Genomic DNA, 18710 nt, shown 5'->3' with positions numbered 1-18710 from the left:
GATTTATGGGTAACAAAAGTTTAAATTGGGAAAGTAAAGATACAATATTAGGAATAATTATGCTTTTATGCGGGACAGTATATGGAATATTAGTGCTTCAAATACCTGGGACAAGATCACAATTATTTGATTCAAGATTTGTACCATCACTTATCAGTGTCTTGATTATAGCAGTTGGAGTACTTCAAACTGGAAGAGGGCTTAAAACTCCAAAGGGAGAAGCAGAAAAGAAAGACTTTGATACAAAAACAGTAGTATGTACATTTGCTTTGATAGCTCTATATATTTTACTTTATTCTGGTATAGGATTCATCATAACAACATTTGTATTCCTTTTCTTGGAAATGAATATATTGACGCCAAGCTATGTTAAGAAAAATCAAATAGTTTATTTGATAATTTCTCTTCTCTTTTCAGTGGGAATATACTATCTATTTTATTTTGGATTCAGCATCTTCCTTCCTGGAGGATTACTAGATGCATTTTTATAGAAAATAAGGGAGGGGACAAGAAATGTTTGAATTGTTTGGAGAAGGGCTGTTGACAGCATTACAACCATATACACTTATACTTATGCTGATAGGAACTGCTGTAGGAATAGTATTTGGAGCGGTACCAGGATTATCTACAGTAATGGGATTGGTTTTAGGACTGCCCTTTACATATGCAATGTCACCAGCAGTTGGAATTTGTTTTTTAATATCACTATATATTGGGGGAACTTCTGGAGGACTTATTTCAGCAATATTGATAGGGATCCCAGGAACACCATCATCAATAGCTACATGTTTCGATGGACTTCCAATGAAAAATAATGGACGAGTTATGGAAGCACTTGGAATGGGAGTAGTATTTAGTTTTATAGGTACAGTAGCGAGTACTTTAGCACTTGTATTTATTTCGCCACTTCTTGCAAAAGTGGCATTACAGTTTGGACCACATGAATATTTTGCAATAGCTATGTTTGCAATTGTATTGATAACTTCATTGGCAGGAAGTTCATTACCAAAAGCATTCTTTGCAGCATTTATGGGAATAGGATTTGCAACAGTGGGATTGTCACCAACAGATGCTGTAAAAAGATTTACATTTGGAAGTCCTCAGTTAGTAGGAGGATTTAATACTTTAACAGTATTGATAGGGCTTTTTGCTATAACAGAGATACTTCTTACATCTGAAACTATTAAATTTTCCACTAAACAGGAAAAAATAGAAGTAAATATGAAAGATGTAAAAGGATTTGGATTTTCTGTAAAAGATTTTTTAGCACAAAAATGGAATGCTTTGGTAGCTTCTGTTATTGGAATAGTTATAGGAATAATACCAGGTATTGGAGGATCTACTTCTAACTTGATTGCATATAATGTTATAAAAAGCAGATCTAAATATCCTGAAAAATTTGGAACTGGAATACCTGATGGTGTTGTTGCGTCTGAAACTTCAAATAATGCCTCTGTAGGAGGAGCAATGATACCTCTTCTTACTTTGGGAATACCAGGAGATGGAGCTACTGCAGTTCTTCTTGGAGCTTTCATGGTACATGGTATTGTTCCAGGTCCATTATTATTTAAAAATAATGCTTCACTGGTATTTGCAATATTTGCAGCTATGTTTATAGGAGCTTTCCTTATGTTGATAGTAGAGTTCTTTGGATTGAGAATATTTGCTCAGGTGTTGAGAGTACCCAAATATATACTACTTCCTATTGTTATAGTATTTACAACAGTTGGAGCTTTTGCTCTTGCTAGCAGAACATTTGATGTTATAGCTATTCTAGTATTTGGTATATTAGGATATATATTTGTTAAATTTAAAGTGCCTCAATCACCATTTATAATAGGATTTATTTTAGGAAGAATGGCAGAGGAGAATTTGAGAAGAGGACTTATTCTTTCTGATAATAATATATTGAATTTTTTCTCAAAACCAATAGCCAGTGTATTCTTAGTAGCAACTATTCTGTATTTGGGATATATGTTATTTGGATATTGTAAAAAATGCAAAGTAATGAAAACAGCATAAATATATAAAATGGAGGGAGTTATAAATGAAAAAAATTGGAAAAATATTTTTAATGGGATTGTGTGCTGCAACTATATTATCTGGTTGTGGAGGAAAAAAAGATGGTGGAAAAGATGCAGCAGCAGTATGGCCAAATAAACCAGTGGAAGTAGTTCTTCATGCATCAGCTGGAGGAGATACAGACTTTAATGCTAGAACATTTGGAGAGTTCTTTGAAAAAGAAACTAAAAAACCACTAGTGGTAACTAACATGCCTGGAGCTTCTGGGTTGGCAGCTACAGAAAGTATAAAAGCAACACCTGCGAATGGGTACAAAGCTCTGTTTACTCACTCAGGTCCAATGGTAGTAAATTATGTATCTGGAATATCAGATTATGATTTTAAAGAATTTGATGTAGCATGTATTCCAGCAATAGATGGAGGATCAGTATTAGTAGCAAGTAAACAGTCAGGAATCACTTCATTAAAAGATCTTATAGAAAAAAGTCAGGCTAACCCTGAAAGTATTATATATGGAACAGAATTTGGAGGATTCTCACATTTACAAGTACTGATTCTTCAAGATAAAACAGGAGTAAAATTAAAACTTGCAGATATAGGTTCAACATCTGAAAAAGTTACAAATCTCTTAGGTGGAAGAATAGATGTAGCATCTATAGCTTATGGAAGTATAAAAGATTATGTACAAAATGGTGATATGGTAGCTTTGGCTCAATACAATGGAGAGAGAAATCCTTATTTGGGAGATGTACCAACAGCCAAAGAAAGTGGAGTAGATATGGAAATGAATAATCCATATATTATAGCTTTCCCAAAAGGAACTGATCCAGCAATAGTAGCTAAAATGAGCGAAATTGCAGAAAAAGTGGTTGGAACACCTGAATATGCTGAAAAATTGAAAATAGGATTCAGCCAGCAGGCAAAGATATTAACTACAGAGGAAGCAAAAGCATACTTGCAAAAAATAGAAGATGAATATATGCAATATAAAGATGTATTAAGAAATACAACGAAATAATGTTGATAAATAGAGTGGCAAAAAGCTAGATTAAACTTTAGAAATTTGAAAATCAGTGAGAGGTAATCTTTCTGGTAAGAAAAGTTTTAAAATGCTTTTAGCTGCTCTTTTTTTTATGGTGCAGTTATGCTATAATGAATTTAAAATAGAAAACAAAGGGGTAAGAATATGAAGACTTATGGACTTATAGGAGAGAAGCTTGGGCATTCACTTTCTCCTGTCATTCATCAATATATATTTGAAAGATATGAAATAAAAGGATATTATTCTCTCTATGAGGTAGAGAAAAGCAATGCTGAAAATATAATAGAGGGGATGAAGATAATGGGAATAGAAGGAGTTAATATAACTATCCCATATAAAGAAACACTTCTTTCAAAAATAGATTTTTTATCTGAAGAGGCAGAAAAAATAGGAGCTGTAAATGTTCTTAAAGTAAAAGATGGAAAAAGCTATGGATATAACAGTGACTATTATGGATTTATAAGGTTGTTGGAAAGAGGAGATATAGCGATAAAAAACAGAGAATGTGTAGTATTGGGAACTGGAGGAGCAGCCAAGTCTGTAATAACAGCTCTTCATACTCTGGGAGCAAAAAGTATAAAAGTAGTATCAAGAACTCTTTCAAATAAACTTACTGATCTTTTGGAAAAATTTCCATATATTAGTATAGCTATCTATGAAAACTTTTTGGAAGGAGATATTGTAATAAATGCAACACCTGTGGGAATGCATCCAAATATTGGAGTTTCTCCAATAGATGAAACGGTTATAAAAAGATTTAAAGCAGCAGTAGATATAGTTTATAATCCATTGAAAACAGAATTTCTAAAATTAGCTGAAAAAAATGGACTGCAGTGTGCTGATGGACTTTATATGCTTATTGAGCAGGCAGTAAAAGCACAGGAAATATGGCAGGAAACAAAATTTGATGATTCATTGGGAGAGGAACTTTATAGTTATTTAGCAGATAATTTTATAGGATAATAGGGAGAGATATAATGAAAATAATGATATTAAATGGACCTAACTTAAATTTTCTAGGTATAAGAGAGAAAAATATATATGGGGAGGACAATTATCAAAATGTATGTAAATATATTATGGATAAATTTGATAATTGTGATATAGAAATAAATATATTTCAAAGTAATATAGAAGGAGAAATGATAAATATGCTTCAAATGGCATATTTTGAAAAATATGATGGTATAGTTATAAATCCCGGAGCGTATACTCATACTTCAATAGCTCTTTATGATGCAATCAAAAGTATAAATATTCCAACAGTAGAGGTTCATCTTTCAAATATCCATCAGAGAGAGGAGTTCAGACACAAGTCATATACTGCTCCTGCTTGTATAGGACAAATCTGCGGCTTTGGAAAGGAAGGATACATACTTGCCATTGAGGGATTAATCGTTCGTTTATCTGAGCGAAATTTCGACTAACAAACAAAATATATAATTATTGTAGTGTAAATTAAACTTTTCTCTCTTTGTTACATTTACTTTGACAAAATCCAGTATATATGATATCCTAAAAGTAAGGTAATAAAGGACTCATATATACCTGTGATATGGACAGGAGTTTCTACGGCTAACCTTAAAATAGCTGCTATGGGTGAAGTAAACATAGATAATCTTTGTTTTTTGATTTTTTGAAAAAAAGATTTACTTCATCTAAAATAGTATTTGAAATGAAGTAGTAAAAGCAATTTAAAGGAGGATTATACTATGTTATCTCATAAAAGAATAAAAAAGAAAATCGGACAGAATAGAAATAATATAGTAAATCAAACTGAGAATAAAACAAAGGTCTAAGTGTGCACTTAACGGAATGAGTGTGTACTTAGGCCTTTTTAATTATTTATATAAAATTTCAAGGGAGGAAATTTGTGAAAACTGATATTCAAATTGCACAGGAAGCTAAAATAGTCAACATTATGGAAATCGCAAAAAAGATAGGACTTGATGAGGACAGCATCGAACAATACGGGAAATACAAAGCTAAGGTAGATTTGAAAGTACTTAAAAACCTAGAGAATAAAAAAGATGGAAAACTGGTATTAGTTACAGCTATCACACCTACTCCTGCTGGGGAAGGTAAATCAACTGTTACAGTTGGACTTACACAAGCACTTAACAAACTTGGGAAATCTTCTATAGCTGCTCTTAGAGAACCTTCATTGGGGCCAGTATTTGGAATGAAAGGTGGAGCTACTGGAGGAGGATATTCACAAGTTATACCTATGGAAGATATAAACTTACATTTTACAGGAGATCTTCATGCTATTGGAGTTGCTCATAATCTTATAGCAGCTTGTATAGACAATCATATCAATTCTGGAAATGTTTTGGATATAGATCTTACAAAAATAACATGGAAAAGAGTTCTGGATATGAATGACAGAGCACTTAGAAATATAGTGATAGGACTTGGAGGAAAGGCTAACGGAATTCCTAGAGAAAGTTCATTCCAAATCACTGTTGCATCTGAAATAATGGCAGCCTTATGTCTTGCTACATCACTTTCAGATCTTAAAGATAAAATAAGAAGTATGGTATTTGGTTATGCAAGAGATGGAAAAGCTCTAAAAGTAGGAGATCTTAAAATAGAAGGAGCTATTACAGCACTTCTTAAAGAAGCTATCAAACCCAACCTTGTACAGACGTTGGAAAATACACCAGTATTTATTCATGGAGGACCTTTTGCAAATATAGCTCATGGATGCAACTCAATCTTAGCTACTAAACTTGCACTTAAACTTTCTGATTATACAATAACTGAAGCTGGATTTGCTGCTGATCTTGGAGCAGAAAAATTCCTTGATATAAAATGCAGAAAAGGTGGACTTACTCCTAATTGTGTAGTAGTAGTAGCAACTGTAAGAGCTTTAAAGCATCATGGTGGAGCTAAAGAGCTTTCAGAAGAAAATCTTGAAGCATTAGAAAAAGGAATAGCAAATTTAGATAAACACATAGAAAATATGAAAAAATATAATTTACCAGTAGTTGTTGCCATCAATAGATTTGTAAGCGATACTGAAAAAGAACTTGAATTTGTTGATAAGCACTGCAGAGAATTTGGTGTACCTGTGGCTCTCTGTGAAGTGTGGGCTAAAGGAGGAGAGGGAGGAATCGCTCTTGCTCAGGAAGTTCTTGCTCAATTAGAAAAAGGAACTGACAACTATACTCCACTATATGATTTAGATATGAGTATAAAAGAAAAAATAGAAAAAATAGCAAAAGAAATATATGGGGCAGATGGAGTAGAATTTACTGGGCCTGCTAAGAAAATGCTTAAAACTATAGATGAACTAGGATATGGAAAACTTCCAGTGTGTATGTCAAAAACTCAAAAATCATTATCAGATAATGCAGCACTTTTAGGAAGACCTACTGGATTTACAGTATCTGTAAAAGAATTAAGAATATCAGCTGGAGCAGGATTTATAGTAGCTATGGCTGGAGATATAATAGATATGCCTGGACTACCTAAAAAACCAGCAGCTGAATCTATAGATATTGATGAAAATGGAAAAATAGATGGACTATTCTAATTTAACTGAAAGTAAAAAAATTAATAATAAAATATAATCGCAGGGGGCACGATGAACTATCGTATTTATGTTGAAAAGAAAGCTGGATTTGATTTAGAGGCTAAGAGATTAGAAAATGAATTAAAAGAAAGTTTTCAAGATCTAAAACTTTCAAAAGTAAGACTTCTTAATTGTTATGATGTATTTAATATTGAAGCTGCTGAATTAGCAGAAGCTAAAAAGCTTATATTCTCAGAAATAGTTACTGATACTGTAACTGAAACTCTTGATACTAAAGGGGCAAAATATTTTGCAGTAGAATTTTTACCAGGACAGTTTGACCAGAGAGCCGACTCAGCTATGCAGTGTTTGAATCTGATATCTGATAAAAATCAAAATGTATCTGTTACTAGTGGAAGAGTTATTATCCTTGAAGGAGAAATAGCAGAAGCAGATATAGAGAAAGTTAAAAAATATTACATCAACCCAGTTGAGATGAGAGAAAAAGATCTTACTAAATTAGAGATAGAAGAAGGAGAAAAGGCACAAGATGTACCTGTTTTCACTGGATTCATAAACTACAACATGGATGAATTAAAATCTTTCAGAGAAGAGCTTGGACTGGCTATGACATTAGCTGACGTAGCTTTTGTTCAGGAATACTTTAAAAATACTGAAAAAAGAGACCCTACAGAAACAGAAATAAAAGTGTTGGATACTTACTGGTCTGACCATTGCAGACATACTACATTTGAAACAAAAATAAAAGATATAGTATTCCCAAAAACTTCTTTTGGAGATACACTTCAAAAAGCTTTTGATGAATACTTAAAAGCAAGAGAGTTCGTACATGGAGAGAGACTTGAAAAGAAATATATCTCTCTTATGGATATGGCAACTATCTGTGGAAAAGAAATGAGAAAAAGCGGAAAACTTGATGATTTAGAAGTATCTGATGAAATCAATGCCTGCTCTGTATATATTGATGTAGATGTAGATGGACAAATGGAGAAATGGCTTCTTATGTTTAAGAACGAAACTCATAACCATCCTACAGAGATTGAACCATTTGGAGGAGCTTCTACTTGTCTTGGTGGAGCTATAAGAGACCCATTATCAGGAAGATCATATGTTTATCAGGCTATAAGAGTTACAGGCTCTGGTAATCCATTGGAAAAACTTGAAGATACACTTCAAGGAAAACTTCCTCAAAAGAAAATAACAACTGGAGCAGCAAGTGGATATGCAGCTTATGGTAACCAAATTGGACTTACAACTGGACATGTATGTGAAATATATCATGATGGATACAAAGCAAAAAGAATGGAAGTTGGAGCAGTAGTTGGTGCTGTACCAGCTGATTGGGTGAGAAGAGAAAATGCTTCTAAAGGGGATATAGTTATCCTGTTAGGAGGAAAAACTGGAAGAGATGGTTGCGGAGGAGCAACTGGTTCATCTAAAGAGCATACAGGAGATTCGTTGAGATTATGTGGTGCAGAAGTTCAAAAAGGAAATGCACCAGAAGAGAGAAAAATTCAAAGATTATTCAGAAATCCAGAAGTTACTAGACTTATAAAAAAATGTAATGACTTTGGTGCTGGAGGAGTATCAGTAGCTATTGGAGAGTTAGCTCCTGGACTTGATATAAATCTTGATGTAGTTCCTACTAAATATTTTGGACTAAGTGGCACTGAACTTGCTATTTCTGAATCACAAGAGAGAATGGCAGTGGTAATTGAAGCTAAAGATAAAGAAAGATTTATGGAGCTTGCAGGAAAAGAAAACCTTTTGGCAACAGAAGTTGCAGTAGTAACAGACGACAACAGACTTGTTCTTAATTTTAAAGGTAAGAAAATAGTAGATATTTCAAGAGAATTCCTTGATACTAATGGAGTTACTCAAGAAACTACTGTAGAAGTTGAAGATATAAAAGAAAATACTCCATTAAATGCAGTTAATTTTGAAGGAGCAGACATCAAAGACAAATGGATGAATATGCTTTCTTCTTTAAATGTAGCTTCTCAAAAAGGACTTATGGAGATATTTGATGCTACAATAGGAGCAACAACAGTACTTATGCCATTTGGTGGAAAATATCAAATGACTCCTACTGATGTAAGTGTACAGAAAATACCTCTATTAAAAGGAGAAACTGATACAGCTTCTGCTATTACTTGGGGATATGACCCTGTGCTTTCATCTTGGTCGCAATTCCATGGAGGAGCTTATGCAGTAGTTGAATCTCTTGCTAAATTAGTTGCAGTGGGAGCAGATTACAAGTCTGTAAGACTTTCATTCCAAGAATACTTCCAAAAGCTTGGACAAAACCCAATGAACTGGGGAAAACCATTTTCAGCATTGTTAGGAACTATAGAAGCACAAAGAGGATTTGGAATTCCAGCTATTGGTGGAAAAGACTCAATGAGTGGAACGTTCAATGATATTCATGTGCCACCTACACTTATATCTTTTGCAGTAACTCCTGTAAAAGCAAGTGTTGTTATATCACCAGAATTTAAAGCTGCTGGAAATAAAATATACTTAATAAGACATCATATGCTTGATAACTATATGCCAAATATAGATGAACTTAAAGAAAACTTCGAGTTTGTATATGAAAATATTAAAAATGGAACTATCCTGTCAGCAATGACTTTAAAAAGAGGTGGAATAGCTGAAGCTGTAAGTAAAATGACTCTAGGAAACAGAGTTGGAGCTAAAATAGCTGATCTTGGAGAAGAGTTGTTCAAGTTAGGATATGGAACATTTGTAGTAGAAACTTCTAAAGAGCTTACAGGTAAAAATGTAGAGCTGTTGGGAGAAACAATAAAAGAGTACAAGATAGTAGTTGGGGATAAAGAAATCTGCATGACTGAAGGAGAAAAAGTATGGTTGGATAAACTATTCCCAGTATTCCCACACAAAACAATAGAAAAAGTAGAAAATTACATCTGGACACCATATGAAAAGAAAGAAATAATAGTATGTAAAAATAAAATTGCCAAACCAAGAGTATTAGTGCCAGCATTTCCAGGAACTAACTGTGAATATGATTCAGCTAGAGTATTTGAAAAAGCTGGAGCAGAGGCGAACATACTTTTATTTAGAAATATAACTCAAGATTATATCAATGATTCAATTGAAAAAATGGTAAAAGAGATAAATAATTCACAAATACTTATGTTTCCAGGAGGATTTAGTTCTGGAGATGAGCCTGATGGATCAGGAAAATTCATTGCAACTGTACTTACAAATCCTAAGATAGCAGAAGCAATAGCCAAATTCCTAGAAAGAGATGGATTGATACTAGGTATTTGTAATGGATTCCAAGCTCTTGTAAAATCAGGACTTCTGCCATATGGAGAAATTGGAAAAGTTACTGAAAATTCTCCAACTCTTACATTCAACAAGATAGGTAGACACGTTTCTCAAATGGTAAAAACAAAAGTTACTTCAAATAAATCACCATGGCTAGCAGGAATTGAAACTGGAGAGGAATTTGAAATAGCTGTATCACATGGAGAGGGAAGATTCTTCGCCAATGATGAAGTTATCAAAAAACTATTTGAAAATGGACAAGTAGCAACTCAATATGTAAATCTTGATGGAATTCCTACTAATGAGTTTAGATTTAATCCTAATGCCTCTACATGTGCTATAGAAGGAATCACTTCAATAGATGGTAAAGTATTTGGTAAAATGGGACATTCTGAAAGAGCAGGTAAAAATATTTTCAAAAATATCACTGGAAACAAAGAACAAAAGATATTTGAAAATGGAGTTAAATACTTTAAATAGAATTTAAATATTTTAAATAATAGATATTCTCAGGAGGATAGTAAAAAATGAAAGTTGCCATAATATTTGGTAGTAAATCAGATACAGATAAAATGAAGGGAGCAGCTAACTGCCTAAAAGAATTTGGAATTGAGTATTCTGCTCATGTTCTTTCTGCTCACAGAGTACCAGAAAAACTAGAAGAAACATTGGAAAAATTAGAAAAAGATGGATATGAAGTAATAATAGCAGGAGCTGGGCTAGCTGCCCACCTTCCTGGGGTTATAGCATCTAAAACTGTGCTTCCTGTAATAGGAGTACCTATTGAAGCAGCTTTTAATGGAATGGATGCACTTCTTTCAATAGTACAGATGCCTAAATCTATTCCAGTAGCAACAGTTGGAGTTAATAACTCATATAATGCTGGAATGCTTGCAGTGCAAATGCTTTCTTTAAAATGTCCTGAATTAAAAGAGAAACTTGTAAAATTCAGAAAAGATATGAAAGCAAAATTTATAGCTGATAATGAAACTGGAGTAGAGCTATAAAATAATTTGGTAAAAAATTTTTAATTTTAAATACATTAATTATTTCTAGGAGGAAAAAGAGAAATGTCTGCACAAAAAAAAGAGTTTATTTATGAAGGAAAAGCTAAACAAGTATATTCAACTGATGATGAGAACCTAGTTATTATTCATTACAAAGATGATGCAACAGCAGGTAATGGAGCAAAAAAAGGAACTATCGAAAATAAAGGGATAATGAACAATAAAATAACTGCTATGTTATTTGAAATGCTTGAAAAAAATGGTATCAAAACTCACTTAGTAGAAGTACTTAATGACAGAGATCAACTTTGCCAAAAAGTAAAAATATTTCCTTTAGAAGTAATAGTAAGAAATGTTATAGCTGGATCAATGGCTAAAAGAGTAGGGGTAGAAGAGGGAACTAAACCTGTAAATACCATATTTGAAATTTGCTATAAAAATGATGCTTATGGAGACCCATTAATAAATGATCACCATGCAGTTGCATTAGGACTTGCTACTTATGAAGAGTTAGCTGAAATCTATAGAATAACTGGGCAAATCAATGACTTATTAAAAAATTCTTTTGATAAAATTGGAATTACTTTAGTTGACTTCAAAATAGAATTTGGTAAAAACAGCAAAGGAGAAATCCTTCTTGCAGATGAAATCACTCCAGATACTTGCAGATTATGGGATAAAGAAACTGGTATGAAATTAGATAAAGATAGATTCAGAAGAGATTTAGGTGGAATCGAAGAAGCATATATTGAAGTCTTAAAAAGATTGGGGGCTGAATAATGAACTGCACAGAAATGATGTTAGCAAAGGACAAAATGGAAGAGGAATGTGGAGTTTTTGGAGTATACAGCAAAACTCAAAAAGAAGTTTCACAATTAACTTACTATGCCCTATATGCTCTTCAACACAGGGGACAGGAAAGTGCAGGGATAACTGTTTCAAATAATGGAGAACTGATAACTTATAAAGGAATGGGGCTTACAGCTGATGTATTTACCCAAGAAACTTTGAACAACCTTCAAGGGAACGCAGCAATAGGACATGTAAGATATTCTACTACTGGTGAAAGCAAAATAGAAAATGCGCAGCCTTTAGAAAGCAGATTTAAACTGGGACAGATAGCAGTTGCTCACAATGGAAATCTGACTAATACTAAAGTAATAAGAGAATTGCTGGAAGATGGAGGAGCTACATTTACTTCAACTACTGACTCAGAAGTAATAATAAAAATGGTAGCCAGAAAAGCTATGAATGGGTTTGAAGAAGCTATCAGAAGTACAGTTGGAGCTATAAAAGGAGCTTATGCTCTGGTAATATTAGCAGACAACAAACTTATAGGAGTAAGAGATCCATATGGAATCAGACCTTTATGTCTTGGAATGAATGATGAGGGAGATTATTTCCTTGCTTCTGAATCATGTGCTATAGATTCTATAGGTGGGCATTTGATAAGAGATGTAGAAGCTGGAGAAATGGTAATCATAGATGAAACAGGAGTTAAATCAATCAGATATGCTGAAAATAATAAAGTAGCACCTTGTTCATTTGAGCATATTTACTTTGCAAGACCTGATAGTATTATAGATGGAATAAATGTATATGAAGCAAGAGTAAAAGCTGGAAGACTTCTGGCTAAACAGATGAAAATTGAAGCTGATATCGTTATTGGAGTACCAGATTCTGGAATACCAGCAGCTATTGGATATGCTGAAGAAAGTGGGATACCATATGCTATGGGGCTTATCAAAAATAAATATATTGGAAGAACATTTATCAAACCAACTCAAGCTTTAAGAGAACAGGCTGTAATGGTAAAACTTAATCCTTTAAGAGTACAGCTTGAAGGAAAAAGAGTAGTAATCATTGATGACTCTCTAGTAAGAGGAACAACAAGTAAAATACTTATTGACTTAATAAGAAGAGCAGGAGCTAAGGAAGTTCACTTCAGATCGGCTTCTCCAGCAGTTAAATACTCTTGTTTCTATGGAATAGATACTGCACACAGAGAAGAACTTATAGCTGCTAGAATGACAGTTGATGAGATAAGAAAAGAGATAAATGCAGATACATTGGATTACTTATCAATGGATAATATGATAAAATCATTAAATTGTAAAGATTATTGTGTGGGATGTTTCAGTGGGGAATATCCTATGTGTACACCAACAGAAGAGTAAAAAAATTATTTGGGAGGAAAAAATGGCAATTTCTTATAAAGAAGCTGGAGTAGATAAAGAAGAAGGTTACAAAGCAGTAGAGCTTATGAAAAAAGCAGTAGCTAAAACTCAAAACAGCAGTGTACTTAATGGACTTGGAAGTTTTGGAGCTATGTATGAATTAGGAAAATATGAAAATCCTGTATTAGTTTCTGGAACTGATGGAGTAGGAACAAAACTTGAAGTAGCATTGACATCAAAAAAATATGACACTGTAGGAATAGATGCTGTGGCTATGTGTGTGAATGATGTACTTTGTCATGGAGCACAGCCTATATTCTTTTTAGACTACTTAGCTTGTGGAAAATTAGATGCTGAAGTGGCTGCTGAACTTGTATCAGGAGTTGCAGAGGGATGTTATCAGGCAGGAGCCGCTCTTATAGGTGGAGAAACTGCTGAAATGCCTGGATTCTATAAAGTGGGAGATTATGATATTGCTGGGTTCTGTGTGGGAGCAGTGGAAAAATCTAAAATAGTAAATGGAAGTACAACTTCTGAAGGAGATATCCTTATAGCTATACCATCTTCTGGAGTACATAGCAATGGATTCTCTTTAGTAAGAAAAGTAATAACTGACTATACTAAAGATTTCAATGGAAAACCTATCAGTGAAACTCTTTTAACACCTACAAAAATATATGTTAAACCTGTATTAGCTGTATTAGAAAAATATAATGTAAAAGGTATGGCTCATATAACTGGTGGAGGACTTCCAGAAAATCTGCCTAGAACTATAAGTGAAGGACATCAGCCTGTAGTTTTCAAAGAAAAATTAAGAGTTCTTGATATATTTAAATATATTCAAAAAGAGGGAGAAATTCCTGAGAATGAAATGTTTGGTACATTCAACATGGGGGTAGGATTTGTTCTAGTAGTAGACCCTAAAGATAAAGAGGGAGTAATAGAAGAATTAGCAAAACATGGTGAAGAAGCTTTTGAAATAGGATATGTTCAAAAGGGAGAGAAAGGCCTATGTTTAAGATAGCAGTATTAGTATCAGGAGGAGGAAGCAATCTTCAATCTATAATAGAAAAGTCAAAAAGCGGAGAACTGCCATGTGAAGTAGCCTGCGTCATTGGAGACAGAGAGTGTTATGGAGTGGAGAGAGCAGCTGAACAAGGGATAGTAAGCTGTATTCTAGATAGAAAAGTCTTTAAAAAGGAATTGTGCAAAGAAATAGACAGAGTGGTTTCTGAAAAAGAAGTGGACTTAATTGTTCTTGCAGGATTCCTGTCTATAATAGATGAAGAATTTGTAGAAAAATGGAAGGGTAAGATAATTAACATCCACCCTTCTCTTCTTCCTAAATTTGGAGGACCTGGAATGTATGGAATAAAAGTACATGAGGCAGTTCTTGCAGCAGGAGAAAAAGAAAGCGGGTGCACAGTTCATTATGTAGATAATGGAGTGGACAGCGGAGAGATAATCTTTCAAGTAAAAGTTTCTGTAATGGAAGGGGATACTGCTGAAATTCTTCAAAAAAGAATATTAGTAGAAGAGCATAAACTTTTACCAAAATCTATTTCTAAAATAATATCAGAAAGATAAAAAGGAGAAAAAGTTGATGAAAAGAGCATTGATATCAGTTTTTGATAAGAATGGTATATTAGAATTTGCTAACTTTTTAGTTAATCATGGGGTAGAAATAATTTCAACTGGAGGAACATACAAGCATTTAAAAGAAAATGGAGTACCTGTAATAGAAGTTGCTGAAGTTACTGGAGCACCTGAAATGCTTGATGGAAGAGTAAAAACTCTTCACCCAGTTATTCATGGAGGAATACTTGCTATAAGAGATAATGCAGAACATATGGCGACTATCAAGGAAAGAGGAATATCAACTATTGATATGGTAGTTGTTAATCTTTATCCTTTCTTTAAAAAAGTAAATGAAGACCTTACTTTTGAAGAAAAAGTAGAATTTATAGATATTGGCGGACCTACTATGCTTAGATCTGCTGCTAAATCTTTCCATGATGTAGTAGTTATCAGCGATACTGCTGACTATGAAACAGTAATGAAAGAGATGGAAGCTGGAGAGGTTACATTTGAAACTAAAAAAAGACTGGCTGGAAAAGTATTCAATCTGACATCAGCTTATGATGCAGCTATATCTCAATTCCTATTAGGAGATGAGATGCCTAAATATCTAAATGCTTCATATGAAAAATTAATGGACCTTAGATATGGTGAAAACCCTCACCAAAAAGCAGCTTACTATGTATCTACTACTGATACTGGAGCTATGAAGGATTTTGACCAGTTAAATGGAAAAGAACTTTCATTTAACAATCTAAGAGATATGGATGTAGCTTGGAGAACTGTATGTGAATTTACAGAGCCTGCTTGCTGTGGACTAAAACACTCTACTCCTTGTGGGGCAGCTATAGGTAAAAATGTTTATGAAGCTTATACAAAAGCTTATGAATGCGATCCTGTATCTATATTTGGTGGAATAGTAGCTCTAAATAAAGAAGTAGATGCTGATACAGCTAGAGAAATGGTAAAAATATTCTTAGAAATTATTATAGCACCATCATTCACTGATGAAGCTTTAGAAGTACTTAGAACTAAGAAAAATCTTAGAGTTATAAAATGCAAACACACACCGCAAGATAAAATCAACATGGTAAAAGTAGATGGAGGAATTCTTATTCAAGATGAGGATTTAAGTTTCACAACTGATTATGAAGCAGTTACTGAAAAAGCTCCAAGTGCTGAGGAAATGGAAAATCTTATCTTTGGAATGAAGATAGTAAAACATGTAAAATCAAATGCTATAGTTGTAGTGAAAGATATGATGGCAGTAGGAATCGGAAATGGTGAAACTAACAGAATATGGCCAACTAGACAGGCAATAGAAAGAGCAGGAGATAAAATAGAAGGAGCTATCCTTGCGTCTGATGCTTTCTTCCCATTCAGAGATGTTGTTGATGAATGTGCAAAAGCTGGAATAAAAGCTATCATTCAGCCAGGAGGATCTATGAGAGATCAAGAATCTATTGATGCCTGCAATGAGCATGGAATATCAATGGTATTCACTGGTATGAGACACTTCAAACACTAATACAAAGGAGAAATTAAAGTATGAAAATATTAGTAGTTGGCAGCGGTGGAAGAGAACATGCAATCTGCTGGAAAGTAAGCCAGAATGAAAATGTAGAGAAAATTTTCTGTGCTCCTGGTAATGGAGGAACTGCAACACTTCCAAAGGGAGAAAATATAAATATAAAAGGGATAGATGAGCTTTTAACATTTGCTGTAAAAGAAAATATTGATCTTACTATTGTGGGAAGTGAAGAACTTCTTGTAGATGGTATAGTAGATAAATTTCAAGAAAAAGGATTAAAAATATTTGGACCAGATAAAAAAGCTGCTCTTTTGGAAGGATCAAAAGCGTATGCAAAAGACTTTATGAAAAAATATGGAGTAAAAACTGCTGCTTATGAAGTATTTACTTGTCCTAAAAAAGCAAAAGAATATATAAAAACTTGTGAATTTCCATTAGTTGTAAAAGCCAGTGGACTTGCAGCGGGAAAAGGGGTTCTTATCTGCCAGAATCTGGAAGAGGCTCTGAAAGCTGTAGATGAAATCATGGTAGATAAAGTATTCAGCAGTGCTGGAGAGCAGATAGTTGTTGAGGAATTCTTGGATGGTGTAGAAGCTTCTATACTATCAGTAACAGATTCTAAAGTTATACTTCCTTTTATCTCAGCTAAGGATCACAAAAAGATAGGAGAAAAGGAAACTGGATTGAATACTGGAGGGATGGGAACTATAGCTCCTAATCCTTATGTTACAAAAGAAGTATATGATGCTTTTATCACTGGAATTATGAATCCAACTTTAGAGGGAATCAAAGCTGAAGGAATGAATTTCGCAGGAGTTATTTTCTTTGGGCTTATGATAAATGAAAAAGGAGTATACCTTCTTGAATATAATATGAGAATGGGAGATCCTGAAACTCAAGTTGTATTACCTTTACTTGAATCAGATTTTGTAGAACTTCTTGAAAGTGGGCTGGAAGGTAAATTAGATACTGCTGATGTAAAATGGAGTAGTAAATCAGCTTGTTGTGTAGTTCTTGCTTCTGGAGGATATCCTGAAGCTTACAAGAAAGGATATGCAATAACTGGAATAGAAAAGGCAGAGAATATGGTATTTGTAGCTGGAGCTAAATTGGAAAATGGAGAGCTTCTGACTAATGGTGGAAGAGTATTGAATGTAGTAGCTGTGGGAGATAACTTGGAAGATGCAAGAGCGAAAGCTTATGCAGATGCTGAGAAGATAGAATTTACAGATAAATGCTACAGAAAAGATATTGGAGTACTATATAGATAAAAAAGTTAAATGGGATATGTTGAAAGATGTATCCTGTTTTTTTATGGAATAGTTTGGGGAATACCAGATATATTAGAAAATAAAAAAAGAGAGTAACTTTTAAATAAAAATTTTAAAATTTTCCAGTAGAAAGATTTATTATTAATTTTGTTCCTAAAACTAAAAACAGTAAACTTACTGTGTTCAGACATACTGTTTTTTAAGTTTTACTCACTTCATTAATTACATAAATCCTTCTAATTTCCAAATTTCTAAAATTTATTTAATCTATTGTTACTCTCTTTATTTTAAATGTATTATTATTTATTATAACAGTTTAAAAGTGTTATTCCTATACATACAAGAGCAAGAGCAGCAATAGTTTGTATTCCAAGACTGCTGTACTCTGAAAGAACTATAGCAGAAAGCAAAGTTCCAAATATAGGCTCCATAGCTTTATAACCAACTATCTTTGATATAGGATTATATTTTAGAAGTATTCCCCAAGTTACAAATGTCACAGAGGAAACAAATACCAGATAGAAAAGTATAAGGAAAGCACCCATACTTTGAATCTGCAGCGATCCTCCCAGTGCAAGCCCTATCAGGACAAGGAAAGAACCTCCTATTAAAAACTGCCAGCCGCTCAGTGTAACTGCATTTTCATTTGTTGAAAACATTTTAGTTATGCAATCTGAAAGTCCAAATACCACTGCACTTAAAAGAAGTAGTCCCTCTCCTCTAAAAGTAAATGAAAAAGTAAAATCTCCATCTAAATTCAGAAGTACAATAGCAGAGAAACATAAAAGTCCAGCAATGCATTTTACTATTGTAAACTTTTCCTGACGAAAGATGAAGCAAGATGCCAGCATAGCAAAAACAAGATTGGTACCATTAATGACAGAAGCTTTAATTCCACTTGTACCAGCAAGTCCCAAGTACATCAATGAATAAAAAATAGTGGTACGAATGAAGCCTAGAAATGCTATTTTAGAGAAATTTCCCTTAGCTGGAAACAAAAAAGATTTGTGTATTATACTACCAGTAACTATGGTAGCTACACCAGCTAATGCAAAACGTACTCCAGCAAAAAGGATAATAGCAGCAGTAGCACCAGACTTAATATTGAAAAGGCTGTATCCAAGTTTTATACTTGGAAAGGCACTCCCTCCCAAGACGCAATATATCATTGCTAGAGTAAATACAACTGCACCTTTTGAAAAATATGATGATCTAGACTCATCATTCATAATCCTTCCCCCTCTTAA

General features: G+C 33.6%; 15 protein-coding genes and 1 riboswitch. Of the genes, 14 read left to right on the top strand and 1 reads right to left on the bottom strand.

Annotation, left to right across the window (positions count from 1 at the left end):
- Positions 1 to 5: 5 nt before the first annotated feature.
- From E0E45_RS06755 to purD, 14 genes are all read left to right on the top strand, one after another.
- Complete coding sequence (locus tag E0E45_RS06755) at positions 6 to 491, top strand: tripartite tricarboxylate transporter TctB family protein (RefSeq protein WP_130890468.1); 486 nt, start codon at positions 6 to 8, stop codon at positions 489 to 491.
- Positions 492 to 513: 22 nt separating this feature from the next.
- Positions 514 to 2022, top strand: a complete 1509-nt coding sequence (locus tag E0E45_RS06750; protein WP_130890467.1) for a tripartite tricarboxylate transporter permease — start codon at positions 514 to 516, stop codon at positions 2020 to 2022.
- A 25-nt stretch (positions 2023 to 2047) separates the two neighbouring features.
- Positions 2048 to 3040: a tripartite tricarboxylate transporter substrate binding protein gene (locus E0E45_RS06745; protein WP_130890466.1), complete on the top strand. Its 993-nt coding sequence runs from the start codon at positions 2048 to 2050 to the stop codon at positions 3038 to 3040.
- 168 nt (positions 3041 to 3208) lie between these two features.
- Complete coding sequence (gene aroE / locus E0E45_RS06740) at positions 3209 to 4027, top strand: shikimate dehydrogenase (RefSeq protein WP_130890465.1); 819 nt, start codon at positions 3209 to 3211, stop codon at positions 4025 to 4027.
- A gap of 14 nt (positions 4028 to 4041) precedes the next feature.
- Entirely contained in the window at positions 4042 to 4491 is a 450-nt protein-coding gene (aroQ, locus tag E0E45_RS06735; RefSeq protein WP_130890464.1) for a type II 3-dehydroquinate dehydratase, read from the top strand.
- 91 nt (positions 4492 to 4582) lie between these two features.
- Positions 4583 to 4680, top strand: a riboswitch (purine riboswitch).
- A gap of 257 nt (positions 4681 to 4937) precedes the next feature.
- Positions 4938 to 6602, top strand: coding sequence for a formate--tetrahydrofolate ligase (locus E0E45_RS06730; RefSeq protein WP_130890463.1), 1665 nt, complete (start codon positions 4938 to 4940; stop codon positions 6600 to 6602).
- Between the two features lie 51 nt (positions 6603 to 6653).
- Positions 6654 to 10379, top strand: coding sequence for a phosphoribosylformylglycinamidine synthase (locus tag E0E45_RS06725; RefSeq protein ID WP_130890462.1), 3726 nt, complete (start codon positions 6654 to 6656; stop codon positions 10377 to 10379).
- Positions 10380 to 10426: 47 nt separating this feature from the next.
- The gene (purE, locus tag E0E45_RS06720) at positions 10427 to 10906 is read left to right on the top strand and encodes a 5-(carboxyamino)imidazole ribonucleotide mutase (RefSeq protein WP_111711112.1); all 480 of its coding nucleotides are present in this window, start codon (positions 10427 to 10429) and stop codon (positions 10904 to 10906) included.
- 63 nt (positions 10907 to 10969) lie between these two features.
- On the top strand, positions 10970 to 11686 hold the full coding sequence (gene purC / locus E0E45_RS06715; RefSeq protein WP_130890461.1) for a phosphoribosylaminoimidazolesuccinocarboxamide synthase: 717 nt from the start codon (positions 10970 to 10972) through the stop codon (positions 11684 to 11686).
- Positions 11686 to 13083, top strand: a complete 1398-nt coding sequence (purF, locus tag E0E45_RS06710) for an amidophosphoribosyltransferase (protein WP_130890460.1) — start codon at positions 11686 to 11688, stop codon at positions 13081 to 13083. Before purC ends, purF begins: the two co-directional genes overlap by 1 nt.
- Positions 13084 to 13105: 22 nt before the next feature.
- Positions 13106 to 14107 (top strand): phosphoribosylformylglycinamidine cyclo-ligase, encoded by a 1002-nt coding sequence (gene purM, locus E0E45_RS06705; protein ID WP_130890459.1) that lies wholly within the window; start codon positions 13106 to 13108, stop codon positions 14105 to 14107.
- Complete coding sequence (gene purN / locus E0E45_RS06700) at positions 14095 to 14670, top strand: phosphoribosylglycinamide formyltransferase (protein ID WP_130890458.1); 576 nt, start codon at positions 14095 to 14097, stop codon at positions 14668 to 14670. Before purM ends, purN begins: the two co-directional genes overlap by 13 nt.
- Positions 14671 to 14683: 13 nt before the next feature.
- Positions 14684 to 16189 (top strand): bifunctional phosphoribosylaminoimidazolecarboxamide formyltransferase/IMP cyclohydrolase, encoded by a 1506-nt coding sequence (gene purH / locus E0E45_RS06695; protein ID WP_172604167.1) that lies wholly within the window; start codon positions 14684 to 14686, stop codon positions 16187 to 16189.
- Between the two features lie 20 nt (positions 16190 to 16209).
- Positions 16210 to 17463 (top strand): phosphoribosylamine--glycine ligase, encoded by a 1254-nt coding sequence (gene purD, locus E0E45_RS06690; RefSeq protein ID WP_130890456.1) that lies wholly within the window; start codon positions 16210 to 16212, stop codon positions 17461 to 17463.
- A 299-nt stretch (positions 17464 to 17762) separates the two neighbouring features.
- On the opposite strand, the gene E0E45_RS06685 is transcribed toward purD, so the two are convergent.
- Entirely contained in the window at positions 17763 to 18692 is a 930-nt protein-coding gene (locus E0E45_RS06685; protein WP_130890455.1) for a DMT family transporter, read from the bottom strand.
- Positions 18693 to 18710: the final 18 nt, after the last annotated feature.

The sequence above is a fragment of the Fusobacterium ulcerans ATCC 49185 genome, assembly GCF_900683735.1.
GTDB classification, from domain to species: domain Bacteria; phylum Fusobacteriota; class Fusobacteriia; order Fusobacteriales; family Fusobacteriaceae; genus Fusobacterium_A; species Fusobacterium_A ulcerans_A.
Note: the sequence above shows the minus strand (reverse complement) of the source record. Positions and strands in the feature narration are given on the sequence as shown.